Raw genomic sequence first — 25,320 nt, 5'->3', positions numbered from 1 at the left:
ATGGGACTTGTTTTAAGAAAGAAAGGCGTTTTAATATAGAGCTATGAGAGAAAAGAAAATCATTCAAACCAGTATGATAGCGATTATGACCAATTTATTTTTGGTGTTTTTTAAGATGAGCATCGGTCTTATGGCGAATTCTCTTTCAATTATTTTAGACGCTGTGAATAATTTGAGTGATGCTTTATCTTCTATTATTACCATTGGCGGGACGAGTTTATCAAAAAAAACGGCGGATAAAGAACACCCATATGGTCATGGCCGTTATGAATATATTGCGGCTTTGGTTGTGGCTTTTATCATTCTATATGTAGGGATTCAGTCTATGATGGAAGCGATAAAACTTTGGATATATCCAAGTCAAGCGAAGTATTCTTGGTGGTCTGTTTTGATTGTCCTGGTGGCTATTTTAGTTAAAGTGTTTTTAGGGAATTATGTTCAAAAAATAGGAGTTCAGTTAGATTCGCCATCATTAAAAAATTCCGGTCAGGATGCTAAAAATGATTCTATATTATCGTTAGCCACTTTGATTTCGGCAGTCAGTTCTTTGTGGTTTCGGTTGGAAATTGATAAATTTGTCTCGGTGATCATTGCGGTATTTATTCTGAAAAGTGGTTATGATGTATTAAGTGAAACATTATCCCGAATCTTAGGAGAAAGAATTTCGTCTTCTTTAACAGGGGCTGTTATCAAAGCGGCCAAACGTGTTCCGAATGTGTGTGGAGTTTATGATTTATTTATTAATGATTATGGACCAAATCGTTGGATCGGTTCTTTGCATGTGGAAGTAGAAGATACGACTTCAGCCTCTCAAATCGATCAATTGTCTAGAAAAGTGATGAAACAAGTTTATCAAGAAACGGGAGTGACTTTATCGGCAGTGGGTATTTATGCTAGAAATTCTCGTTCTGAAGTCGTGAATGAAATGCGAAATAGAATTAGTCATCATTGTTTACAAACGGGTTTTGTCAAACAAGTGCATGGTTTCTTGGTGGATCAAGAAAATAAACGGATTCGTTTTGATATTGTGGTTCCTTTTGAAGTAAAATCTCTTAATCAGAAACAAATGGATTTGAAAGAATGGATAAAAAAAGAGTATCCGGGTTACGCTATTGATTTAACAATAGATCCAGATACAACAGATTAAAGTAGATCTTGCTGGTATTGTTTAGAAATCTCAATGGTTTTTTTAAGCCAAGTTTTATAATAAGAGAGAAAAGTGCTGTCTTTGAGATAAGCACTGTTTTTTTGAAGGATGTCTTTTTCGCGTGAAATATCGAGAATGGGTAAGTTATGTTGTTTTTTATAAGAAACAACTTGCTGAACAACTTTCATTCTTTGTTCAAAAAGGGAAGCCATCTGCTGATCAATGTGGTCAATTTGTAAGCGGATTTGTTCTAATTCGTTCATAAAATTTCCTCTACTTGTTTTGGAACGGTATGATACCGTAAGAAATAACCAAACATGACCCCGACAGAAGCTTGTAAGATTTGGAATGGAAGTTTAATGATAGACGTTTTTAAGGTTGAATAAACGAAAGCTCTCCCTAAAGTGTATCCTAAAACCATGATCAAAGCGCCTATACAAGTAGCGAATAAGCTGCGTTTTTTAGAAATCAGTCGACCATCAGAATGAGCTAAATAGGAAATCACATAACCTTGTAAGCCATGTGTCACTAATGAAACAAACATGGGGGTTGGATAAAAGAAAAAATCTCCTAAGAAGGCACCAAGTCCACAAACTAACAAGGCATCTTTTGGATTGAATAATAAGGCGGCTAAGACAATCACTACATCATTCAAATATAAGTGACCACCGGGAACCGTCAGGCTGAAAGATGATAGAACAATCACCAAGGCCATCATTAAAGCCATTAATGTCAAACGTTTGGTATTCATTGCAGTTAGACCTCTCTTTTTTGTGGTTTTTATGAAACTGTGAATTCAGTTTAATCGGTATCTAAAGAAAATCTTTGGGATATTGTAAATTTTAAAAATGATAATAGAGGGAATTTCTTTGTTAGAGTGATTCATTCACTATTTCTTCTATTTGTTTTAAAACGATACGATAGCGTAAGAAATAACCAAAGACAACTCCGAAAGAAGCTTGTAAAATTTCAAATGGAAGTTTAATGATAGACGTTTTTAAGGTTGAATAAACGAAAGCTCTCCCTAAAGTGTATCCTAAAACCATGATCAAAGCGCCTATACAAGTAGCGAATAAGCTGCGTTTTTTAGAAATCAGTCGACCATCAGAATGAGCTAAATAGGAAATCATATAACCTTGTAAGCCATGTGTCACTAATGAAACAAACATGGGAGCCGGATAAAAGAAAAAATCTCCTAAGAAAGCTCCAAATCCACAAACTAACATCGCCTCTGTAGGGCTAAAGAGTAAAGAGGCTAAGACAATCACCACATCATTTAAATACAAGTGACCACCAGGAACCGGTAGGCTGAAAGAGGATAGAACAATCACTAAGGCCATCATTAAAGCCATTAATGTCAAACGTTTGGTGTTCATTGCAGTTAGACCTCTTTTTCTTTCTTTGTGGTCGATTTTCCTAAACCGGCAACCCATTCTAATTGATATTCACCAGTGACTTCAAGAATTCCACCTTCGGGAAGAACAATGGAACTTTCGGATTCATAATAATCTGTCACACGACCATGGATATCTTTCACATGAAGCCCGGCATCTCGAATGGCTTTGACACTATATTCACCAGGACGAAGATTTTTGGGAACATCATAAATTCCGGGAGTGACAGTGTATTGATTATCATTATTAATAAAGATCAATTTATTGTCTTTATGATTGATAACATTATTCACTTTCTGGAAAAAGCGTTCTCTTAAGAAAAATAAATCAGCGTGTTTTATTTTATAAGTGAATTTTTTGGTGGGTGTTTCAATTTCAACACGATCGGTGTGTTCTTGATTGCGTTTTACATAACCAAGGCGATGAACATTAACATAATGATCACTTAAGAAATAAATCGCTGCTTCGGTTTCAAATAACATCCCCTTGACTTGTTGACTACCCACTCTGCCATCCGCATTTGGGATATTGGAGATGGCTTCTTTATCAATTTCAGAAATAGATTTTACTGCTTCTGTTGTAGGAATTTGTGATTCCGGAACCACTTGTGAAGCGGATAGTGCATTAATACAGTGTTCCCCATGGTGCAATGCGATGCTTGGTAATGGATAATGGGTTGCAATGACTTCCTCAGGATTGTGATGTTTCAAATAGGTATCCATGACGGTATCTACCATATTTGGTTGAGCTGTCACTAACATTTGAAAGATATCAAACTTAATGGGCAAGCCATATCCTTTAATAATTTCTTTGCAGTGCTTACAAATATAATGCCCATCCGATAATTTTTCTAATCGATTGTGGAAGATACCGCCTTCGCGTAAATCGAAATCACATACTTTTTGATTTGGCATATAACCTCCTAACTGTTCTCATTATATAGTAGTCGTATTTAGAATACTATAAAACGACTTTTGAAATTTTGATATGAATCATTTTAAACAATTGAATGTATAAATATAGATGGTGGATATAAAAGAAAGTATGGCTTAGGTGAAATAAATGTGTTCTAGAAGACTGGGAGTATCATTCAAATCGGTGGTTAAGATGTTTCAATAGTTTCAAGAGTAAAGGAACTAGTTTGGTTTAATGAACTTCGAAATAGAGTTTTCTAGGCATAGATTAGTAAAAATGTAGCTGTAACAGTTGTTTCAGTCAATAGGGTTCTTAATGATATACGTGCAATTTATTTTGACATTGAAAAAAACCATGTTAGAATGAACCGGCTAAAGAAAGGAGCTATTTATTTATGTTGAAAAAAATGACGACATTATTATTTGCATTCGCAATGGTGGCCGGTATAGTGGCACCAACGAAGACATTGGCTAGAGAAGAAACGGATCACGGAGTGGTTCAAAAGATTTATAAGGATGCAAGTGACAGTTTAAGTTCTTGGAAAAAAGATCAAGAAGTAGAGCTTCAAAATAAGAAGACGGCTGGAGATTATATTCAAAAACGTCAAGATGAATTGAAGAAATCAGAAGCGAGATTAAAATTAGAAAAAGCGAATCTGGAGATGGCAGAAGTTGATTTGAAGACGGAGGAAGCGAAATTAAAGGCAGAAGAAGCGAAAAATCCAAAAGATGAAGAAGCCATCGAAAAGTTGAAAACATCTGTTGAAAAAAAGAAAAAAGACATCGAAAAGTTGAAAATATCTATTGAAAATCACGAAAAATCGATTGAAAGAATTAAAAAAGACATTGTGGGTGTTCAAGGGGAAATCGATGAGATTAACAAAAAGATTAACCGTATTGAAGGTGAAATCGCCAGAGCTTCTAAAGTAGTGAACAGCATCAACGCTGCTAAGGAAGAAGCTAAGAAAAAAGGTGGTGCTTTTGTCAGTTTGACAAGTCCATCCAACAGAACATTTACATATCATATTGATGCTAATTTAGTGAACAAGACAGGCTGGGAAAAAATTAATGGTCGTAAATACCACTTCAGTCCTGGTGGTGTGATGGACACCAAGTGGTTTGAGTATAAAGGTAGTAAGTATTACTTGAATACTGATGGTCATGCAGAGACTGGATGGGCTCGGATTGATGGAAAGATGTACTGGTTTAATTCAGATGGTCGTATGGAAACCGGACTTAGAAAAATAGCTGGTAAAGTATATAACTTTGGTCGTGATGGTGTTTTAAGATAAACATTGGTTAGACATTGAGGAATCTATATGGATTAAAAAGATCCGTATAGATTTTTTTGTATATACATTTTAATAAAATTTTGATTGACATCGGAAATAAAAATGAAGTATGATTTATAGGCTTATGAATGAACCTTGCTTTGCGAGGTTATTATTTATGAATAGCACGGCACACTAGGTACTGTGTGCATATGAAAGGAGCTAAACAATGCCAACAATCAATCAATTGGTTCGTAAGGGTCGTCAAGACAATGTTTATAAGTCAAAGTCACCTGCGTTAAATCGTGGTGTCAACACTCTGAAGAACAAAACTACGAAATTAAGTAGTCCGCAAAAGAGAGGGGTTTGTACTCGTGTCGGTACAATGACACCTAAAAAGCCTAACTCTGCATTGCGTAAGTATGCCCGTGTCCGTTTATCAAACGGTATGGAAGTGACAGCTTACATTCCAGGTATCGGACATAATTTACAAGAACACTCGGTAGTTATGATCCGTGGTGGTCGTGTTAAGGACTTGCCTGGTGTTCGTTATCACATTATCCGTGGGACGTTAGACTGTGCTGGGGTTACGGATCGTAAGCAAGGACGTTCTTTATATGGAGCGAAGAAGCCGAAGGCTGCTAAGTAATAGAGGGGAGAAAGTAGAATATGCCAAGAAAAGGTTATGTAGCAAAGCGTGATGTGCTACCAGATCCAATCTATAACTCAAAGTTAGTAACGAAGTTGATTAACAAGATTATGATCGATGGTAAGCGTGGTACAGCGCAAACAATTTTATACGATGCGTTTGCATTAATTGAAAAGAAGACGGATGAAAATCCAATGGAAGTATTTGAAAAGGCATTGGCTAATGTCATGCCTCAACTTGAATTGAAGGTTCGCCGTGTTGGTGGTGCAAACTACCAAGTACCTGTTGAAGTTTCGGCTGAACGTAAATTGACATTAGGATTACGTTGGATCGTCAGCTTTGCCCGTTTGCGTCATGAAAATACAATGGAACAACGATTAGCGAATGAAATCATGGATGCGGCTAATGGTATTGGGGCTTCCGTGAAGAAGAAAGATGATACTCACAGAATGGCAGAAGCGAATAAGGCATTTGCTCACTTCCGTTGGTAATCTAGAAAGGATTTAGAATGGCAAGAGAAATATCTCTAGATAAGATGCGTAATATCGGTATTATGGCACACATTGATGCCGGTAAGACAACAACTACAGAACGTATCTTGTTCTATACAGGTAAAATTCATAAGATTGGGGAAACACATGATGGTGCTTCTCAAATGGACTGGATGGCGCAAGAACAAGAACGTGGTATCACCATCACTTCTGCAGCGACAACTTGTCAATGGCATGATACACGTATCAATATCATTGACACACCGGGTCACGTAGACTTTACAGCTGAAGTAGAACGTTCTCTTCGGGTCTTGGATGGTGCAGTCACGGTTTTAGATTCTAAAGCCGGAGTGGAGCCTCAAACGGAAACGGTTTGGCGTCAAGCTACGGAGTATCGTGTTCCTCGTATTGTTTTTTCCAATAAGATGGACGCTACGGGAGCTGATTTTAAGATGTCAGTTCATAGTATTGGAGATCGTTTAGGGGCTAAAGCGGCAGCGATTCAAATGCCTATTGGTGCTGAACAGGATTTCCGAGGTATTATCGACTTAGTTGAAATGAAACAGCGTGATTATGAAGGTGAAACTTCAAAGTTTACAGATCACGAAATTGATGCGCAATTCAAAGAGGAAGCTCAAGTAATGCGTGCTGAAATGCTAGAAGCTATTGCGGATTACGATGATGAATTGATGATGAAAGTCTTGGAAGGGGAAGAACCAACTGTAGCTGAAATCAAGCGTGCGATTCGAGCTGGTGTATTGACTTCTGAATTCTTTCCGGTTATGTGCGGATCGGCTTATAAGAACAAAGGTGTTCAATTGTTGTTGGATGCGGTTGTGGATTATTTACCGGCCCCTACAGATATTCCGGCAATTAAGGGAACTTTAGAAGACGGTACGGAAAGTGAACGTCATCCTTCTGATGATGAACCTTTCTCTGCGTTGGCCTTTAAAGTGGCGACTGATCCGTTCGTAGGTCGTTTAACATACTTCCGTGTTTATTCCGGTTCGGCTACTTCTGGTAGTTATGTTTTAAATGCTACAAAAGATAAGAGAGAACGTTTCGGACGTTTGATTCGTATGCATGCAAACCAGAGAACAGATATTGATGAAGTATTTGCTGGTGATATTGCCGGTGCAGTTGGGTTAAAGAATACTTCGACAGGAGATACTTTATGTGCTGAAAATGCTCCGATTATCTTGGAATCCATGGTTTTCCCTGAACCGGTTATTCAAATGTCAGTTGAACCTAAGACAAAGAATGACTCGCAAAAAATGGATGAGGCTTTGGCGAAGTTGGCGGAAGAAGATCCAACGTTCAAGACATATACCGATGAAGAAACAGGGCAAACTATTATTGCCGGTGTTGGTGAATTGCATTTGGATATCATCATGGACCGTATGAAGCGTGAATTTAAGGTCAATGCGACAGCGGGTGCTCCTCAAGTGGCTTATCGTGAAACGATTCGTTCGGAAGCTGAAGTGCAAGGTAAGTTTGTTCGTCAGTCGGGTGGTCATGGTCAATATGGTGATGTTTGGATTAGATTTAGTCCGAATCCGGGTAAGGGATTTGAATTTGAAGACGCAACTGTCGGTGGATCGGTTCCTAAGGAATACATCAAGCCTACTCAACAAGGATTGGAGGATTCTTTGAAATCCGGATTGATTGCCGGCTATCCGATTGTGGATATCAAAGCTGTCTTATTTGACGGTTCTTATCATGATGTCGACTCTTCAGAACAAGCCTATAAGATTGCGGCTTCCTTGGCGTTACGTGAAGCGGCTAAGAAGTGTAATCCGGTTATTCTTGAACCTATCATGGCGGTTGATATTACAGCTCCGAATGATTACTTGGGTGCGGTTATGGGAGACGTTACCAAACGTCGTGGTCAAATCCGTGAACAAGAAGAAACAGGTAATGCTATTAAGGTAAAGGCATATATTCCTTTATCTGAAATGTTTGGTTATGTGACCGATTTGCGTTCGTTCACACAAGGGCGTGGAATTTATACCATGTTAATGGATCATTATGAAGAAGTTCCAAAGAGCATTGCTGAGGAAATTGTAAAGAAAAACGCAACAAAATAAGAATTGAAAAATATTGCATTGTCTAGTTACTTACTATAAAATTAAGCTAGACTGAAAAGTATAAAATACTAGGAGGAAAAAAACATTATGGCAAAGGAACATTTTGACCGATCGCTAGAACATGTTAACGTTGGTACTATTGGTCACGTTGACCACGGTAAAACAACTTTAACAGCAGCAATCACAAAGTATTTATCGGAACATCCAGAAGCTGGTAAGGCTAATTTCGAGGCATACGATAAGATCGATGGAGCTCCAGAAGAAAAGGCTCGTGGTATCACGATCAATTCCGCTCACGTTGAATATCAAACAAAGACTCGTCACTATGCTCACGTTGACTGCCCAGGTCACGCTGACTATGTTAAGAACATGATTACTGGGGCTGCTCAAATGGATGGTGCTATCTTAGTAGTGGCTGCTACAGATGGACCAATGCCTCAAACTCGTGAACATATCTTATTGGGTCGCCAGGTTGGTATTCCTAAGATCGTTGTTTTCTTAAACAAGTGTGATATGGTCGATGATGAGGAATTGATTGATTTAGTTGAAATGGAAGTTCGTGAACTTCTTTCTGAATATGGTTATGATGGAGACAATGCTCCAGTGATTCGTGGTTCAGCATTCCAAGCTTTACAAGATGATCCAAAGTGGACACCAGCTATCAAGGAATTATTAGATGCTGTTGATACTTATATTCCAGCTCCTGAACATGAATTTGACAAACCTTTCTTAATGGCTGTTGAAGATGTATTCACCATTACAGGTCGTGGTACGGTTGCAACAGGACGTGTTGAACGTGGTAAATTGAACTTAAACGATGAAGTTGAAATCGTTGGTATTCATGATACTCGTAAGACAGTTGTTACTGGTATTGAAATGTTCCGTAAGATGTTAGATTTCGCTCAAGCCGGCGATAACATTGGTGCATTATTGCGTGGTATCAACCGTGATGAAATTGAACGTGGTCAAGTATTAGCTAAACCTGGTTCTGTTACACCTCATACTGAATTCAAGGCTCAAGTGTACGTATTAACAAAGGAAGAAGGCGGACGTCATACTCCTTTCGTCTCTAACTACCGCCCTCAATTCTACTTCCGTACAACGGACGTGACAGGTGTGATTACATTACCAGAAGGAACAGACTTATGTATGCCTGGTGATAACGTGACAATGAACGTAACCTTATTAGCTCCTATTGCTATTGAACAAGGTACTCGTTTCTCTATCCGTGAAGGTGGACGTACGGTTGGTTCCGGTTCTATTACAGAAATCATTAAGTAATTGAAAAGTTTATAAGGAGAGTAGCTTCATTCAGCTGCTCTTTTTTTGTAGGGATAAAGTTTGATTTGACACAAAAATGTAAAATAAAAACATTGGTTATCTTTTTGATAAATAAGTATAATCCAGCCGGTAAAAGGTTAGAGAAATGAGCCTTTGGTTGATTGATTTGAAAAGTTTTGTTCGTTAAGAGATGATATCTAGCTTATTTTATCTATGGATTTTCAGATTATGAAAAGAAGCACTGTTTAGTGCTTCTTTTTCAGTTTTAGTAACTTGTAAAAGGCAATAAAGTATTGGATAGCTTTCCATGAGGTAGCTATCATAACGATGACTTCAAAGCCGATAAGAATAGGGCCATTATGTTTTTGAATCCCATTGATGACAAATAGAATTCCAAAAGTTAGAAAAGCAATCCCTAACACTAAACAGTCCCAAATCTTATTTTGTTGGATCAAGCCTTGAATAAATGCTACTTTATTTTTGGGTTTAAAATTAGGATATTGGGTTAAACCCGGTAACCATACCTTTCTATATCGATATTCTTGAATGGCTCCATAGAGAAAACTGGTTAGAATGGATAAAGGAATTTTATCGGTGAAAGAATAGACTAGAATCCCAATAGCCAATGCTAATATCCATCGATTATGGTATAAAGTGAATTTTTGTGCTTCTGTTTCTCGAATGAGATAACCGGTTTTGGTGATCGGATCGAAAAGAACTTTCTGGTTATGTTCGTTTAAATAGATATTATGCCCAGCAATAGGGCTTCGTGCCGTATTAGCCATGTTTTATTGCTTTATACCTTTACAATACGTATCAACAACCGAGTAATCATCCCCTAAAATAACTAAGTCGGCATCATATCCTGCTACGATCTTACCTAAATGGTCATCCATTCCTAATAAAGTGGCTGGATTGAGCGTACAACTATTAATAGCTGTTTCAAATGGTACTAACGCTTCTTCCACTAAGATACGTAAACCATTGTTTAAACTTAAAGTAGATCCGGCAATGCCACCTGTTTCTGTTAAGTGAGCCAACCCGTTTTGATCAATCTGAACTTCATGACCGCCAAATTGGAACTTGGTTCCTTTTGGTAGTCCCTTAGCCATCAAAGCATCTGAAATCATAACACCATAATGACTACCTTTTGTCTGGAAGAAAATATTCAAAGCTTCCGGGGTACAGTGTTGCCCATCACAAATAATTTCACTATAAACGTTTCTTAAACGTAAAGCGGCACCGGCTACTCCGTTAGCACGATGGTTAAATGGGGATTGACCGTTAAAAGTATGTGTGACACTCATAGCACCGTTCGCAAAGGCCAGCAAAGCCTCATTATAAGTAGCTCCACTATGACCGACCGAAACAACCACCCCATGTTGACTGGCATATTTAGTTAAAGCATAGTCAGGATCGTGTTCAGGAGCCATAGTAATGACTTTGATCAAATTGCCGGACTCTTTTTGATAATGTTTGAATTCTTCAATAGTTCCTTGCACAATAGCTTCGGGAGGTTGAGCTCCTTTATATTTCATATCTAAGTAAGGTCCTTCAAAATGAATCCCTAAAATATCTGCACCATCACGACCGGCCACATGGGTTTCTTTAACATGACGAACGTTTTGAACCGCTTTTGTTAAAACGGGATTTAATTCCGTGATTGTAGTGGATAGGAAACCGGTAACACCTTCTTTCACAATTTTCTTAGCCCATTGTTTTAAACCTTCTTCTTGAGCGTAGTTGGTATCATAACCATAAGCGCCGTGACAATGGATATCAATGAAACCCGGAACAATTCTCAAGTGACCATAGTCTTGATCACAAACTTCAAAATCATAAGGAAGAATGTCTAGTATTTTTTTGTCTTCCAAGTGAAGTGTAGCTGGGTGGAATGATCCAGCTAGCCAAACTTTTGTACTTTTGATATACATAATGCTCTCCTTTTTAATAATCTTACCACGTTTGAAATGAGGATACTCTGAATGTGTTTGCACTTTTTCGTTTATGATTGATAGTTTTTAATGAAAACAATAAAAGTATTCTGCAAGTTGATATAATCAATATGAATGGAGGTACGTATGAAAACTTTTAATTTAAGTGAAGAAATACTAGTAAAAAACAAGGCAATTTTCACCGCTAAGGAAATTGCTCAACAGCCTTCCACATGGCGCAAAACGTTGCGACAAGTGGGACAAATTCGCCAAGAATTGACAAAATTTATTGAAAAGACAACGAAACAAGAAGACTTTGATATTGTATTAACTGGAGCCGGGACAAGTGAATTTGTGGGCAATAGTGTTTATTCCTATCTAAATCGTTTCTATGACTATAAAGTAAAGAGTTATGCGACCACTGATTTAACTGCTAGTCCTGAAAATTTTATTTCAGCAACGAAGCCAACTTTATTGGTAAGCTATGGGCGTTCGGGAGATTCTCCGGAAAGTATTGGGGCGATTCAATCAGTAGAAGCGGTAAATCCGAAAGTGCATCATCTTTTTATTACTTGTAACAAGGATGGGGCTTTGAGTTTAAGAGCCAATAAAGAAGGAGATCGTTGCTTTGCTATTAATTTAACACCAGAAACATTGGATCAAAGCTTTGCGATGACTTCCAGTTATTCCAACATGTATTTAGCTACTTTATTGGCTTTTGCAAAAGAGGAATATGAAGAATTGGTTAAGTCTGTTGAACATCTTGCATCTACGGTTGAAAAATGGTTGGAAACCGACTTCCATTTAGCGCAAGATATGGTGCAACAATATAACTTTGAAAGAATTGTGTATTTAGGAACTAATACTCAAAAAGGGGTTGCTCAAGAGTCCGCTTTGAAGATGTTGGAGTTAACGGCCGGTAGGGTAGTAACCATGTTTGATACACCGCTAGGGTTCCGTCATGGTCCAAAGAGTATTATTGATGATACTACATTAACGGTGCTATACTTATCAGACCATATTTACCAACGTCAATATGAATTGGATTTACTGAAAGAAATGGCGGTTCAGCGTAAAGGGAATAAGATTTTAGTTGTTGCGAATGCAGCTTCTTTAGAAGCGAAAGAATTGGCTGATTGGTATTATTGTTTTGAAGGTCAAGCAAGAGATAATGTAGTGAATGGATTAGCCTATATCACCATAGCTCAATTGATTGCCTTATTTAAATCTTTGTCTTTGTCCATTACACCGGATAATCCATGTCCAACCGGAGAGGTGAATCGTGTGGTGAAAGGTGTTATATTATATCCATATAGTAAATAGGAGGAGATTTGTATGATTGGAATGATAGTTAGTGGTCATGGCCATTTTGCAACGGGAATGACCTCATCTGTAGAATTGATTGCAGGGCACCCTGATCACTATGTGCCGGTTGATTTTGAGAAAAATCATAGCACAGATGATTTAAAGAAAAATTTAGAAAGTGCACTAGAACAATTGAAGGATTGTGAAAGTATTTTGATTTTAACTGATTTGTTAGGGGGATCTCCGTTTAAAGTGTCGGTTGAATTGAGCGTAGCTCATCCAGAAAAGGAAATTCGTGTGATTGCCGGAACAAACTTAGGTATGATCGTTGAAGGAAACTTGGTACGTCAATTTTCGGAAAGCGTGGATGCTTTGGCAGATCAATTGGTTCAAACAGGACATGATCAGACCATGAAGTATGAATTTGTTGAACGGGAAGAAGTTGAAATCGAAGATGGTATTTAAGAGTAGTGAGAGCTACTCTTTTTTAATAAAAAGAAGCTTTCGCTTCTTTAGAGTTGATCATAAATTTTTTTGGCGTATTCACTAGGATTGATATGGAATTTTTGTGTGAATTTCCGTGAGAAATAATGAATGGAATTAAAACCCAGCAAATTAGCTACTTGAGTCACGGAGTATTTTCCATCTCGAATCAATAGGCGACTCAGGTTTAATTTTTCATGGTTAATGTAGGCTTTTGGTGTGATATTCATATAATTCTTAAATAGGTTTTGCAAAGTGCTTCTGGAAACAGCGAAATTATCGCACAGGGATTCAATCGGCAATGGATCATATAGATGAGAATTAATGTATTGCACGATTTCCTCTAATAAGCCGTTTTCATAATGTTGGTTAGCTGGTGAACTGATCTTTTGGGTAGAATATCCCATATGGCTTTGAAGCTGAATGAGAAAGGTTTCTAAACTGGAAATTAGTAAATCACTTTGATACTCATTTTTAAATTCGGTGTATTTGACAAATTGTTGTAATAACTGGATTTCTTCGCGGTTGCAGTGATAAATTTTTTTAACCAATTCATCTTGGCGTAATCCATCAGCTTCAAAAATAGCAGTCAAGTAGGAACAGGGGCTATCAGAAGTGACTTCTTGTGTATGGAATTCTCCAGGACCATAGAATAAACAGTCATTAGCTTTCAGGGTGAACGTTTCATCTTCCACTTTAGTTTCCAATTGTCCTTGATCCACAAAAGTTAATTCATAATAAGGATGTACTTCTCCTTTGAACTGATAATGAGGACTTTTGACAACATAGTAATAGGCTAATAGTTCTTGAATACGAATGGTCGGCTTGATTCGATGATATAAAAGGGGATGTTCAAGGGTGATCTTTTTTATTTCGATATCCTTGGGAAGATATAAGTTATAAACAATATAGTTTCCCATGCTGACTAAAGCAAAGGCATTCCCCGGGTAAATACAAATATTGCGGTGGAGAACAAAGGTCTTGATTTTGTCTAAAGAAGTATCTTCAGCAATATGTAATAAAGCCATTCCTTCCATCGGTTCTATGTAAATGGGTTTGGAATAAGAAAACAACCGGGTTGTGTTTTCCTTGTAGATAGTATAGTCTTGTTTCTCCAAATGGTTTTTTGGAATTTCTCTGGAGACAAACCCATATTCTAAAAATTGTGAACTTGTTGTTTTTTGGAACATAATCGAAAACCTCCATATTTATTTTAAAGATTAATTTGATTGAATCGGAGTATAAATGATTAATTTTGTTTCTTTTTTTACCGAAAAATATACAAATTGTGTAAAAAAATGTAAATAGGATGGGGAAAAGGGTGTTACTATATAGCTAAGGAAACGCTTACAAGTGTATTACATGTTTAGAAAGGATGTTTTTATGCCGGATATAGTTTTAACTAGAATTGATAACCGACTGATTCATGGCCAAGTAGCAACACAATGGTCTGGTTCGATTGGGGCTAATCTGTTGTTGGTAGCCAATGATGAGGTGGCGGGGAATAGTTTCCGCCAAGGATTGATGGATATGGCGGCTCCTTCTTATGCTCAAACGAGATATTGGACTTTGGAGAAGACCATCACAACCATTCACAAAGCCTCTCCATCACAACATATTTTTTTGATTTGTGAAACACCTCAAGATGTTTTGAAATTAGTAGAAGGTGGAGTTCCAATTAAAAAAGTCAACATTGGGAATATGCACATGTCGGAAGGAAAACGACAAGTGGTAGGAAGTGTTGCTGTCAATGATGCAGATGTGGCTACTTTTAAACGCCTACAAGAATTAGGAGTTGAATTAGAAATTCGCCGTGTACCTCAAGAAGGTGCTGAAGATCTAAGCAAACTTTTTAAATAGGTAGTAAGAGGATTACATACATAAGGAGCGTTTCTGCAAAGAATTTCCAAATATTTTAGGAGGATGGAAAGATGGAAGTTGTATTACTTGCAATTGTTACATTCATCTTTGCGATTGACCAATTCTCGTTAACAGAATTGTTATATCGTCCTATCATCGCTTGTCCAATTATTGGGGCAATCTTAGGTGACATTAAGACCGGTCTGGTCGTTGGTGGTACTTATGAATTGATGATGGTTGGTAACATGCCTGTTGGCGGAGCTCAGCCACCAAACGCCGTTTTAGGTGGGGTCGTTGCAATGATTTTCGCTGTTAAGTCACACTTGGCAGTAGAAGAAGCTTTAGGCTTAGCTGTTATTTTCTCGGTTTTCGGTCAATATGTGGTTACATTAACCTTTACCGTTATGTCTTACTTCATGGCGGCTGGTGATAAGGCTGCGGCGGAAGCTAATCCAAAAGGAATCACAAATGTTACGTTGGTTTCAATGGCTATTTTAGGTTCTCTATTTGCAGTATTATCGATTGTTGCTTACTATGGTGGAAGTGCTGCCGGTGAGGCTTTATCTGCTTTCAAAGAAAACTATTCTTGGGTAATGGCTGGCTTAGGTGCTGCTGGTGGAATGATGCGTTACGTTGGTTTTGCCGTTCTATTAAAGATTATGTTAGCCAATGATATGTGGGGTATTTACTTTGCCGGTTTCGCTTTTGCGGCTATCTTTGGAAACATCCCTGCAACATCCGGAGCAACCTTATTATTAACAGCATTTGTTGGTATGGCAATTGCTTTATTTGATTACCAAACAAATGTAAAGATTAAGAACAGTGCCGGTTCTTCTAACGGAGGTGAAACAGATGGAATCTAATAAAGTGTTAGCTTATGTAGATACAACGCCTGCTAAGCCATTAGACAGATCAACTTTGAATAAGATGGTTTGGCGTTCTCTTAACTTACAAGCCGCTTTCAACTATGAAAGAATGCAGGCAGCTGGTTGGTTGTGGAGTATCTTGCCGGGGTTAGAAAAAATTCATACGAATAAAGATGACTTAAGTACGTCTATGACGCACAACATGGAATTCTTTAACACGCACCCATTCTTAGTTACATTCGTGATGGGTATTGTATTATCCCTTGAACAACAAAAGGCTGATGTTAACTCGATTCGTGCTGTACGTACAGCGGCCATGGGTCCTTTAGGTGGTATTGGGGATGCTTTATTCTGGTTTACATTAGTGCCTATTACAGCTGGTATTACAGCTAATATGGCTATTAGCGGTAGTATCGTTGGACCTATTTTGTATTTCATCATCACATTTGGTGTTGAAATGGCTTTACGTTATTGGTTGATGTATTGGTCTTATGATTTAGGAACACGTGCTATTGAAATCTTAACAAAGAATGCTCGTGAATTTACACACGCCGCTTCTTTATTGGGAGTCTTCATCGTTGGGGCTTTGACCTGTAACTACGGGGCTACATCTTTGGGTATGATGATTCCTAATGGGACAAAGATTGATCCAAAGACGAAAGAATCCGTTGCCAACTTTATTGATATTCAAGCATTATTGAATGGTATTTTACCAGCGTTAATTCCATTAGCGTTAACTTTAATGTGCTACACATTGATTAAGAAAAAGAAATGGTCACCTACTAAGTGTATCTTCTTACTTCTTATTATTGGTGTTGTTGGTTGCGCACTTGGCATTTGGGCGGTTAGTGGTGGTTATAAACCATTGGTACCGGTGCCTTGGACAGTTTCTAAATAACGAATCAACAAAAAAAGATTTATCAAAAATGAAGTGAACCTCAAACGTTGGATAACAACTTAGAAGGTTCACTTTTATTATGAAAGGAATGGTTCAAATAAAATGAAAAGACCTGACTTCTTGTCGAGCAAGGAATCAAGTCTGATCATATTCATCACTTATTTGTCTAAAAAGAGAGGATTCACCGTTTATTTTAAGACCGCTTTCACTTCTTCGTAAACGCCATCACCATCTAATTTGTATTTATTCATCAAAGCCGTTGCACTACCGGATTCCGCAAAACAATCTTGCATACCAATACGATGAATGATACGTGGACATGACTTAGTTGATATTTCGGCAATTAAGCCACCTAAACCACCAATCACGTTATGTTCTTCAGCTGTGAATACTTGTTCAAATTGTTTCAAAATCTTGGTGATTTCTTCTTCTGAACAAGGTTTAATGGCACAAACATCCACCACTGATATCTCCTTGCCTTCTTCTTGTAATTTCTTGGCCGCTTCTAGGGAAGACTGTACCATTGCCCCGCAGGCGAAAATAACGGCATCTTTTCCTTCTTTAATGATCTTAGGCTTTGAAAAATCAAACACTTCTTTTTCATCATATACATCATTCACAGAAGACCGTCCCAAACGTACATACGTTGGATTTTTAGTGGTTGATATATAGCGAATGACCGCTTTTGTTTCAGCCGCATCACAGGGCACATACACTTCCATTTCAGGGATAACGCGCATCAACGCAATATCTTCGATGGCTTGGTGAGAGACACCATCTTCTCCAACCGAAATACCCGCATGTGTTCCACAAATTTTAACATTCAAATGAGGATAGGCAACGCTATTACGTACCTGTTCCCAAGCTCTTCCTGTACAAAACATCGCAAATGAGGAAGCGAAAGCGGTATAGCCACTGGTCGCAAATCCTGCCGCATGACCAATCATATTCGCTTCTGCAATACCCATATCAAAGAAACGTTCCGGAACGGCTTTTTTAGCCAAACTGGTTTTGGTACTACCGGCTAAATCTGCATCCAACACAACAATTTTTTGATTTTCCTGAACTAATTCAGCTAATGCTTCGCCATAAGCTTCTCTTGTTGCTTTTCCCATTATTGTGCCTCTAATTCTTGAATCGCTTGTTCATATTGTTCTAAATTAGGTGCTTTACCATGCCAACCGGCTTGATCTTCCATAAAAGAAACACCCTTTCCTTTGATAGTCTTTGCAATAATAGCTGTTGGCTGACCTTTAGTTTCAGAAGCCTCTTTAAAAGCAGCTCTTAATTGTTTAAAATCATGACCATCCACATCAATTACATGCCATCCAAAAGCCTTAAACTTTTCATCCAACGGATTTGGATTCATCACATCCGATGTACGCCCATCAATCTGTAAACCATTGACATCAATAATGGCACATAAGTGGTCATTTTTATAGTGGGCGGCCGACATGGCTGTTTCCCAGATTTCACCTTCTTGAGATTCTCCATCTCCAATCAAACAATACACGCGATGTGAATTTCCATTCAACCGATTCGCTAAAGCCATTCCGTCCGCTACCGCAAAGCCTTGTCCCAATGAACCGGTAGACATATCCACCCCAGGTACATAATTCATATTCGGATGCCCTTGTAATTTAGAATCAATCTTACGGAATGTATCCAATTGTTCATCTGCCAATAAACCCTTTTCCACTAAAATCGCATACAATAAAGGAGAAGTATGCCCCTTGGATAACACAAACCGATCTCGATCAATTCCGTTCACATTCGTTTCATTGATGTCCATGACTTCAAAAAACAATTCCGTCAGAATATCTGTCGCCCCTAACGATCCACCAGGATGCCCTGATTGAGCTACAAAAATTTCTCGTAAAATATTTTTACGAATATTTTTTGCATGAGCTTGCAATTCTTTTATTTCCATTCCAAGTTCCCTCATTTCTTTCTTCACTTATTCTATCATTGAATGTTTTTTCCAGAAAGAAGAATCAAGATTTATACAAGAAAAAGAGTGAATTCACTCTTTTAACTTTTTACAATTTCATAATAAGTCCTAGTCGTTAAAGTATATACAATGTAGAAGAATATTAAATAAGCTCCTAGACTGGCTAATGTAATCCAAATAAAAGTCATCTGTGGAATAGTCACAATCACACTCATCACTAAGTGCATATATTTCATAGCCCCCAACACATGGGCAATCGCAATTAATGGTGGTAAAAAGAATATGATTTTAATTTGTTGACGAATGGTTTTATGAATCATATCATCATCCATACCAACTTTTTGCATGATCAAGTAATTATCCCTATCTTTAGTTCCTTCACTGACTTGTTTGTAGTAGATGACAAGAACTGATACGGATGTAAATAATACAGATAGCATACCTAATACATAGATGACCCCTACATAGAAGCTTAGTAAGTCTCGGTAGCTAATCCGTTTAGAGTTCACTATAAAGCTTGTTTTTAAATTTGATGAATTTGTTTGACTTTCTTTAGAAAGAACTTGAACCAGTTCATCAATGTAATTTTGGTCATGAATGGATTGCCCATTATACCTGATGGATAATGGAATGGAGTTTTCCTGACCATTCTTGTTAGATTGTAAAACATTCACATGCTCTAAACTTTTTAAACTATCCACCACAACATATAATTTCTTATATATATCCATGTCATGATTTCCAATCAGATAGGTATTCAGATTAGAAATCGTTTGGTATTTTTTCTTAGTGCCGAAGAAATTAATATCCTTTCCTTGTAATATATTTTCCGGATCATAAATAGCTAATTCTCCCTTTTTCAAGTTCAATTTAGTGTGAAAACTATGATTCAAATCACTTTGTACCAAGAAAGTGACTTGGACTAATGTACTTGTATTCATGGGTGTTTCACTGTTAATCTGTTCAAAAGAAAATTCTCCATTTTTTAAAAGGCCGGAAATTCCCAAAGAACGAAAATAACTGATGTCTGTTGGCTGGATATGGTATTTTTTATTTAAAGAAGTAATAGCTTTCCAATAACCGTCTACCTCTTTGTCGGTGATAGCTTTGAAGTAATAACCGTCAGAAACATTCTTCTCCTGATTGGTGTGAAGTACTGAAATTTCATAGTCGCGAGGATATTGTTGATCAATCGTTTTTTTGATTCCCACAGCCAAAGAAATAGACATGGCCAACATGATAATGACCATTGTGGAAAGAATGGCAATATTTCCTAAGCCTACCGCATTAGCTTTCATACGATATAAAAGATTGGAAGTATTGATGAAATGTTCTGGTTGATAGTATACTTTTTTGTGCTTTTTACGCCATTTTAAATAAGTGATGGAACCGGCTGTAATCACACAATAAGTTCCTATAATAACCGACCCGACGGCGATCGCAAAATTCATAATTGCTTTCAATGGATTGGTAATGGTCAACGCTTGATAATATCCAATGGCTAAGAAAATCATGCCGATAAGAGCTAACCAGACTTTCGCTTTTGGTTCTTTTTCGCCTTGTGATGATAATTGGCGTAAACCGGAAATGGAATTCATTTGAATTTGGAATCCTGTTCGGATAAAGAATCCAACGTATAACGCTAATACAATCAAAGTTGTCCATAAAACAGCATCAAGAGAAATAAAGAAGCCATATTGCACTCGCCCGTCTAAGAAAACGGTCAGTGTCGCAAAAATCAATTTATCCACTAATATACCGACGGTTATTCCTAATAAAACAGTCCCTAAATAGAGCATGATCAATTCAATCAAGACCATGGAACGAATGTGTTTTTTCTCCAGTCCTAATGTATTTAATAAAGAAAATTCTTCTTGTCGCCCTTTTAAAACAAAAGAGTACGCATAGAAACTAATAATGATAATGGCAATACCGGTAACTAAAGAGCCAAAGGAAAGAACCTGTTGTATACTTCTACCTCCATGAGCGGATAGGATATATGGATTCCTCATCATTGACATAAAGTTATAAAGCATAACTGTCAATAAACTCATTGTCAATAAAAACGGCAAAAATCTTTTTTTATCATTACGGATATTTTGAATGGCTAATCGACTATATAGTTTAAACATGTTGCTCACCACCCACACTCATCAAGGTGATGGTATCACTGATTCTCTTATACAGTTCTTCATCATTTAAATCACCTCGATAGAGTTGGTGAAACAAATGCCCATCACGAATAAATAGGATACGATTGGCTTTACTAGCGGCCATGGTGGAATGAGTGACCATTAAAATAGTTTGACCGGCTTTATTTAATGATTGAAATAAATCTAACAGCATCGCAGAAGAATGAGAATCCAAAGCCCCGGTCGGCTCATCCGCCAACAATAAATCCGGTTGTGTAATAATGGCTCTGGCAACAGCCACTCTTTGTTTCTGACCACCTGACAACTCATAAGGATATTTTTTGAGTAAATCTTGAATGCCCAGAATAGGAGCAATCGTATCCAATCGTCCTTTCATTTCTTCATAATTTCTTCTGGATAGTACCATTGGCAAGTAAATGTTATCTTCCACATTTAACGTATCCATTAAATTAAAATCTTGAAAAATAAAGCCTAAATGTTCTCGCCTAAATTGTGCCAACTCTTTTTCCCGCAAGGAGGAAAACGCATTTCCTCTTAAAATAACAGATCCCTTGGTTGGTTGATCCAAAGTGGCTAAGATATTTAATAACGTAGATTTACCGGCTCCACTTTCTCCCATAATGGCAATAAATTCACCTTCTTCAACCGTGAAGTCCACATCTTCCAAAGCCATGACTTTTTGATTGGATAATTTGGAAGAATAAATTTTTTGAACATGTTTGATTTCTAATAAACTCATATTAGTTACTCTCCTTATACTCTTAGTCTAAAAGAAAGAAAAAAGCTTCACCATGGATGAAGCTAACAATTAACTTACAATCTTGTAAGCTATAATAAAACTTTCTTGTTTTCAAAACAAATATGCACTTTTGTGCCTTTTCCAACCATAGATTCAATCACAATAGGGTGATTCAATTGATGAGAAATCAAAGACACAAGATATAATCCATAGCCACTGGAATATTGTCCTTGATGACCATTTTGTCCTGTATAACCGGCCTCAAAGACTCTAGGTAAATCTTCTTGTGAAATTCCATAGCCATCATCTTCAATGATCAACTCTTGATTTTGTTCATAGATGTGTATTTTTCCATGAGGACTATATTTAATAGCATTGCTTAGAATCTGATTGATGATAAAAGTTAGCCATTTATTATCGGTTAGTACAGATTGTTTTATTTCACTTAACTCCAAAGAAATATGATTCAGAATAAACAAAGGACGAAGTTGTTGTACGGATTGGCGGATGATATGATCTAATTTCACTTCTCGAATCACTAAATCCTGTTGATTATCCTTTTGTTTAGCATACATCAACATCATATCCACCAATTGATTCATCTTGATTAATTGACTCTGTAGAACCAATTTGTTGCTTTCTTCCTCCTCCAAAGCTAATTGTAAGGTGGATAAAGGAAGTTTAATTTCATGAACCCACATCGTAAAGAATGCTTGATTTTCTTTCTGTATCTTCTGATTGTCGGACTGCACTTTCTGAATGAGTTCTTGATAACGTTGATAAAGCTCTCTTTCTTTTTTGGGTAATACTGTTTCAAAACCGATGCTTTCTAAATGATCGGATTTTAATAAACGCTTTCTTTCTTTTTCAATCTTATACTTGGAAGAATACCGGAATAGTATCAAAGGAATTCCTAAGGTGATTAATGTTAAAGTCATTAATACCAAAAATTCAAGGGGAACTTGATATAAATAGCCGATTCCAAAAAGAGTTAATAGCCATAGCAGAATTAAACCAATCATAGAAGACGATACCCCATTCCTCGAATCGTTTCAATGTGGTAAGGAATTTCCCATTCCTCCATTTTTTTACGCAAACGAGATACATTGACGCTCAATGTATTTTCATCCACAAAATCTTCACTTTTCCAAAGCAAATCCATCAGTTCTTCTCGCTTTAAAATTTTGGGGGCTATTTTCAACAAACATTTTAAGATTTTCGCTTCATTTGGTGAAAGAACCAATTCTTTTTCATGATAATAAAGAGACAACTCTTCTAGCTTTAGTTCTTTATATTGATAAAAATCACAATGTACTTGACTTCTACGTAAAATAGCTTGTACTTTTGCGATCAATAATTCCAAAGAAAAAGGCTTCTGTAAAAAATCATCTCCCCCTAAACTTAAAGCATGAATAATATTCATCTCTTCGTTTGCACTGGATAAGAAAAGAATCGGTGTATTTAACTTCTTACGAATCTTTTCACACCAATAGAAACCATCGTAGTAGGGTAAATGAATGTCCAATAAAATCAAATCCGGTTGGCAAACGTTTACTTCTTGATCCAAGCATTGAAAATTTTTCGTTAAACAAGTTTGATATCCCCATCTTTCCAAACTTTTTTGGATTTGGATGGCTAGGGCATGATCGTCTTCGACTAGATAAATGATACTCATGACACTATTATAGCAAAATCATTTTTAGTATAATGAAAGTAATTCTAAAGGAGGCTTAATTATGGGCTTTATTTCAGTTGGTATTGAAGCAGTACGTTCTACTTTAAAAGATGTCTGGAAGGATTATATTTACTGTGATGCTTTAGACAACGACACCTTGGTCACGAAAGGTTTGAATCGAAATTCAAGCAATGGAAACGTCTTAAGTGATCAATCGAAGGTTTTGGTTTCGGATGGGCAATGTTTATTGGTGGTTGAAAATGGTAAGATCATAGATTTAGTTGCTGAGCCGGGTGAATATATCTATGATAAAAATGCTGAACCAAGTATTTTTTTAGGTGGATTTAAGTCAGCGTTGTCATCGGTCTTTAGTGAAATCAGTAGTCGTTTTAGTTATGGCGGTCAAACAGGGCAGGATCAGCGGGTTTATTTCATTAATACAAAAGAAATAACGGGTTTGAAATATGGCACTCCGAATCCAATTCCATTCCGTGTGGTGGAAGAAAAAGCCGGTATTGATATGGACATTTCTTTGAAAGCTTTTGGAACTTACAGTATCCATGTGGTCAATCCGGTTCTCTTTTATAAGAATGTTAGTGGCAATGTAGATCCTGACTATCGTCTAGAAACGTTAAACGAGCAATTGCGAGCTGAATTATTAACTGCTTTACAACCTGCTTTGGCTAAGCTTTCTGGACAAGGAATTCGTTATAGTCAAATTCCCGGTCATACGGAAGAGTTGGCTCAAAGCTTAAATGAACAATTGAGTTCAAAATGGAAAGATTTACGTGGTATTCAAATTGTGTCTTTTGGAGTGAACTCTATCGTAGCAGATGAAGAAGATGAAGCCATTCTCAAGAGTCTTCAAAAAGCAGCGGCTTTCCGTGATCCAAATTTGGCGGCTGCCAATCTCGCTTCGGCACAAGCACAAGCCATGCAAGATGCTGCTAAAAATCCAAATGGGGCTATGATGGGTTTCATGGGGTTAAATGCGGCTCAACAATCTGGCGGAATTAATGTAAACGAGCTATATAAACAAAGCAGTTCATGGCTTTGCCCAAACTGTCAAATCACAAATGAAGGAAAATTCTGCAGTAATTGTGGTACAAAGAAGCCGGAATAATGAATCATACATCCTCAACAAATATTCAATGTTTTAAATGTGGTTCTCCTTTGCGGTTTGATGCCGATCTTCAGAAGCTCGTTTGTGGTTCTTGCGGATCAGTTTTTTCTCCTGAAGAGGTGGATTATCGCTTAGAAAACTCAGAACAAAAACAAGAAACAAGTGGTTCGTTCGCTCAGAGAAATAGTGATTTAGAATCTTGGTCACAAGAAGAGGAAAATCAATTAGCTTCTTATTCTTGTCAAAGTTGTGGAGCACAAATCATGGCTGATAAAACCATGGTTGCTTCCAGCTGCCCTTATTGTGGTAATCCAATGGTGATTGAATCACAGATTGATGGTGGCTTACGACCTGATCAAATCATTCCTTTTAAAATGGTTAGACAAAAAGCCATTGATACATTAAAGAAATTCTATCAAAATAAGCCACTGTTACCGGATCATTTCACATCAGAAAATCACATTCAAGAGATCAAGGGGATTTATGTGCCTTTCTGGCTCTATGATGGAACAGTTGAAGGTTATTCTCAACGCAAAGCAACCATCACTACTTCACAAACAATCGGTGATGATATTTATCAATATACGCAGCACTTTATTGTGACTCGTGAAGGAAGTGTTTCGTTTGAGCGTGTTCCGGCAGATGCTTCTACCAAAATGCCGGATGAACTCATGGATGCGATTGAACCGTTTGATTATAAAGAGTTAACTAATTTCCAGATGAGCTATTTAGCCGGTTACTTCGCTGATCGTTATGATGTGAATTCCGATGAAGATGCCACTCGCGTTGATCAACGTATCCAAAATACCACTGCTGAACTTTTGAAACAAGAATTCTGTGAGTATGATGTCAGCTATCCAATTCATGAAAAATACGAGATTTATCCAGGCAATGTTCATTATGTGTTTTTGCCTGTCTGGTTATTGACAACGCAATATCGAGGTAAGAATTATCGCTTTGCGATGAATGGTCAAAGTGGCAAAATGGTTTCCGATGATTTGCCGATAGACAAAAGAAAGGCACTTCGCTATTTTGTAGTAGCAGCTCTTCTTCTTTTTGTGATTCTATATGTCTTATTGTTTGTGCTATGGGGGTAATG

Annotated in this window: 26 protein-coding genes; 13 read left to right on the top strand and 13 right to left on the bottom strand. The window is 37.3% G+C overall.

The annotated features are described in order from the left end of the window. The first annotated feature begins 43 nt into the window (after positions 1 to 43). Positions 44 to 1,147 (top strand): cation diffusion facilitator family transporter, encoded by a 1,104-nt coding sequence (locus tag HMPREF9013_RS01790; RefSeq protein WP_006626659.1) that lies wholly within the window; start codon positions 44 to 46, stop codon positions 1,145 to 1,147. On the opposite strand, the gene HMPREF9013_RS01785 is transcribed toward HMPREF9013_RS01790, so the two are convergent. From HMPREF9013_RS01785 to HMPREF9013_RS01770, 4 genes are all read right to left on the bottom strand, one after another. Continuing rightward, a complete protein-coding gene (locus HMPREF9013_RS01785) occupies positions 1,144 to 1,410 on the bottom strand; it encodes a chorismate mutase (protein ID WP_040333224.1) in 267 nt (88 codons plus the stop codon). The genes HMPREF9013_RS01790 and HMPREF9013_RS01785 overlap by 4 nt on opposite strands. Beyond that, a complete protein-coding gene (locus HMPREF9013_RS01780; protein ID WP_006626657.1) occupies positions 1,407 to 1,898 on the bottom strand; it encodes an ECF transporter S component in 492 nt (163 codons plus the stop codon). Before HMPREF9013_RS01780 ends, HMPREF9013_RS01785 begins: the two co-directional genes overlap by 4 nt. Positions 1,899 to 2,019: 121 nt before the next feature. Then, a complete protein-coding gene (locus HMPREF9013_RS01775) occupies positions 2,020 to 2,523 on the bottom strand; it encodes an ECF transporter S component (RefSeq protein ID WP_006626656.1) in 504 nt (167 codons plus the stop codon). A gap of 5 nt (positions 2,524 to 2,528) precedes the next feature. Beyond that, the gene (locus tag HMPREF9013_RS01770; protein WP_006626655.1) at positions 2,529 to 3,455 is read right to left on the bottom strand and encodes a hypothetical protein; all 927 of its coding nucleotides are present in this window, start codon (positions 3,453 to 3,455) and stop codon (positions 2,529 to 2,531) included. A 395-nt stretch (positions 3,456 to 3,850) separates the two neighbouring features. Here HMPREF9013_RS01770 and HMPREF9013_RS01765 point away from each other — a divergent pair, with 395 nt between their 5' ends. From HMPREF9013_RS01765 to tuf, 5 genes are all read left to right on the top strand, one after another. After that, positions 3,851 to 4,747, top strand: a complete 897-nt coding sequence (locus tag HMPREF9013_RS01765; protein WP_006626654.1) for a hypothetical protein — start codon at positions 3,851 to 3,853, stop codon at positions 4,745 to 4,747. Between the two features lie 208 nt (positions 4,748 to 4,955). Beyond that, entirely contained in the window at positions 4,956 to 5,375 is a 420-nt protein-coding gene (rpsL, locus tag HMPREF9013_RS01760; protein ID WP_006626653.1) for a 30S ribosomal protein S12, read from the top strand. A 20-nt stretch (positions 5,376 to 5,395) separates the two neighbouring features. Beyond that, on the top strand, positions 5,396 to 5,866 hold the full coding sequence (rpsG, locus tag HMPREF9013_RS01755) for a 30S ribosomal protein S7 (protein ID WP_006626652.1): 471 nt from the start codon (positions 5,396 to 5,398) through the stop codon (positions 5,864 to 5,866). 17 nt (positions 5,867 to 5,883) lie between these two features. Then, a complete protein-coding gene (fusA, locus tag HMPREF9013_RS01750) occupies positions 5,884 to 7,953 on the top strand; it encodes an elongation factor G (protein ID WP_006626651.1) in 2,070 nt (689 codons plus the stop codon). Positions 7,954 to 8,040: 87 nt separating this feature from the next. Continuing rightward, positions 8,041 to 9,234, top strand: a complete 1,194-nt coding sequence (gene tuf / locus HMPREF9013_RS01745; RefSeq protein ID WP_006626650.1) for an elongation factor Tu — start codon at positions 8,041 to 8,043, stop codon at positions 9,232 to 9,234. Between the two features lie 245 nt (positions 9,235 to 9,479). Here the strand turns inward: tuf and HMPREF9013_RS01740 are convergent, their stop codons facing one another. Next, positions 9,480 to 10,019: a hypothetical protein gene (locus tag HMPREF9013_RS01740; protein ID WP_006626649.1), complete on the bottom strand. Its 540-nt coding sequence runs from the start codon at positions 10,017 to 10,019 to the stop codon at positions 9,480 to 9,482. Between the two features lie 3 nt (positions 10,020 to 10,022). Continuing rightward, positions 10,023 to 11,168 (bottom strand): N-acetylglucosamine-6-phosphate deacetylase, encoded by a 1,146-nt coding sequence (gene nagA, locus HMPREF9013_RS01735; RefSeq protein ID WP_006626648.1) that lies wholly within the window; start codon positions 11,166 to 11,168, stop codon positions 10,023 to 10,025. Positions 11,169 to 11,315: 147 nt separating this feature from the next. Here nagA and HMPREF9013_RS01730 point away from each other — a divergent pair, with 147 nt between their 5' ends. After that, the gene (locus HMPREF9013_RS01730; protein WP_006626647.1) at positions 11,316 to 12,491 is read left to right on the top strand and encodes an SIS domain-containing protein; all 1,176 of its coding nucleotides are present in this window, start codon (positions 11,316 to 11,318) and stop codon (positions 12,489 to 12,491) included. A 12-nt stretch (positions 12,492 to 12,503) separates the two neighbouring features. Then, the gene (agaF, locus tag HMPREF9013_RS01725; protein ID WP_006626646.1) at positions 12,504 to 12,938 is read left to right on the top strand and encodes a PTS galactosamine/N-acetylgalactosamine transporter subunit IIA; all 435 of its coding nucleotides are present in this window, start codon (positions 12,504 to 12,506) and stop codon (positions 12,936 to 12,938) included. A gap of 47 nt (positions 12,939 to 12,985) precedes the next feature. On the opposite strand, the gene HMPREF9013_RS01720 is transcribed toward agaF, so the two are convergent. After that, positions 12,986 to 14,146: an AraC family transcriptional regulator gene (locus HMPREF9013_RS01720; protein ID WP_006626645.1), complete on the bottom strand. Its 1,161-nt coding sequence runs from the start codon at positions 14,144 to 14,146 to the stop codon at positions 12,986 to 12,988. A 193-nt stretch (positions 14,147 to 14,339) separates the two neighbouring features. Here HMPREF9013_RS01720 and agaV point away from each other — a divergent pair, with 193 nt between their 5' ends. From agaV to HMPREF9013_RS01705, 3 genes are all read left to right on the top strand, one after another. Continuing rightward, complete coding sequence (gene agaV, locus HMPREF9013_RS01715) at positions 14,340 to 14,816, top strand: PTS N-acetylgalactosamine transporter subunit IIB (RefSeq protein ID WP_006626644.1); 477 nt, start codon at positions 14,340 to 14,342, stop codon at positions 14,814 to 14,816. 71 nt (positions 14,817 to 14,887) lie between these two features. After that, entirely contained in the window at positions 14,888 to 15,679 is a 792-nt protein-coding gene (locus HMPREF9013_RS01710; RefSeq protein WP_006626643.1) for a PTS sugar transporter subunit IIC, read from the top strand. Further along, complete coding sequence (locus tag HMPREF9013_RS01705; RefSeq protein WP_006626642.1) at positions 15,669 to 16,580, top strand: PTS system mannose/fructose/sorbose family transporter subunit IID; 912 nt, start codon at positions 15,669 to 15,671, stop codon at positions 16,578 to 16,580. The genes HMPREF9013_RS01710 and HMPREF9013_RS01705 overlap by 11 nt, the downstream gene beginning before the upstream one ends. 188 nt (positions 16,581 to 16,768) lie before the next feature. On the opposite strand, the gene HMPREF9013_RS01700 is transcribed toward HMPREF9013_RS01705, so the two are convergent. The 6 genes from HMPREF9013_RS01700 to HMPREF9013_RS01675 form a co-directional block, all read right to left on the bottom strand. Continuing rightward, a complete protein-coding gene (locus tag HMPREF9013_RS01700; protein WP_006626641.1) occupies positions 16,769 to 17,695 on the bottom strand; it encodes a transketolase family protein in 927 nt (308 codons plus the stop codon). Beyond that, entirely contained in the window at positions 17,695 to 18,510 is an 816-nt protein-coding gene (locus tag HMPREF9013_RS01695; protein WP_006626640.1) for a transketolase, read from the bottom strand. Before HMPREF9013_RS01695 ends, HMPREF9013_RS01700 begins: the two co-directional genes overlap by 1 nt. A 101-nt stretch (positions 18,511 to 18,611) precedes the next feature. After that, a complete protein-coding gene (locus HMPREF9013_RS01690) occupies positions 18,612 to 20,663 on the bottom strand; it encodes an FtsX-like permease family protein (protein WP_006626639.1) in 2,052 nt (683 codons plus the stop codon). Next, on the bottom strand, positions 20,656 to 21,423 hold the full coding sequence (locus tag HMPREF9013_RS01685; protein ID WP_006626638.1) for an ABC transporter ATP-binding protein: 768 nt from the start codon (positions 21,421 to 21,423) through the stop codon (positions 20,656 to 20,658). Before HMPREF9013_RS01685 ends, HMPREF9013_RS01690 begins: the two co-directional genes overlap by 8 nt. Before the next feature lie 89 nt (positions 21,424 to 21,512). Beyond that, positions 21,513 to 22,445, bottom strand: a complete 933-nt coding sequence (locus HMPREF9013_RS01680) for a sensor histidine kinase (RefSeq protein ID WP_006626637.1) — start codon at positions 22,443 to 22,445, stop codon at positions 21,513 to 21,515. Further along, positions 22,442 to 23,098 (bottom strand): response regulator transcription factor, encoded by a 657-nt coding sequence (locus tag HMPREF9013_RS01675; protein WP_006626636.1) that lies wholly within the window; start codon positions 23,096 to 23,098, stop codon positions 22,442 to 22,444. The genes HMPREF9013_RS01680 and HMPREF9013_RS01675 overlap by 4 nt, the downstream gene beginning before the upstream one ends. A 61-nt stretch (positions 23,099 to 23,159) precedes the next feature. Here HMPREF9013_RS01675 and HMPREF9013_RS01670 point away from each other — a divergent pair, with 61 nt between their 5' ends. Both HMPREF9013_RS01670 and HMPREF9013_RS01665 read left to right on the top strand, forming a co-directional pair. Beyond that, on the top strand, positions 23,160 to 24,221 hold the full coding sequence (locus tag HMPREF9013_RS01670; protein WP_006626635.1) for an SPFH domain-containing protein: 1,062 nt from the start codon (positions 23,160 to 23,162) through the stop codon (positions 24,219 to 24,221). Further along, positions 24,221 to 25,318 (top strand): TFIIB-type zinc ribbon-containing protein, encoded by a 1,098-nt coding sequence (locus HMPREF9013_RS01665; protein ID WP_006626634.1) that lies wholly within the window; start codon positions 24,221 to 24,223, stop codon positions 25,316 to 25,318. Before HMPREF9013_RS01670 ends, HMPREF9013_RS01665 begins: the two co-directional genes overlap by 1 nt. Positions 25,319 to 25,320: the final 2 nt, after the last annotated feature.

The sequence above is a fragment of the Bulleidia extructa W1219 genome, from assembly GCF_000177375.1.
GTDB lineage: Bacteria > Bacillota_I > Bacilli_A > Erysipelotrichales > Erysipelotrichaceae > Bulleidia > Bulleidia extructa.
The sequence above is the reverse complement of the archived record's forward strand: the minus strand, read 5'-3'. Positions and strand labels throughout refer to the sequence as shown.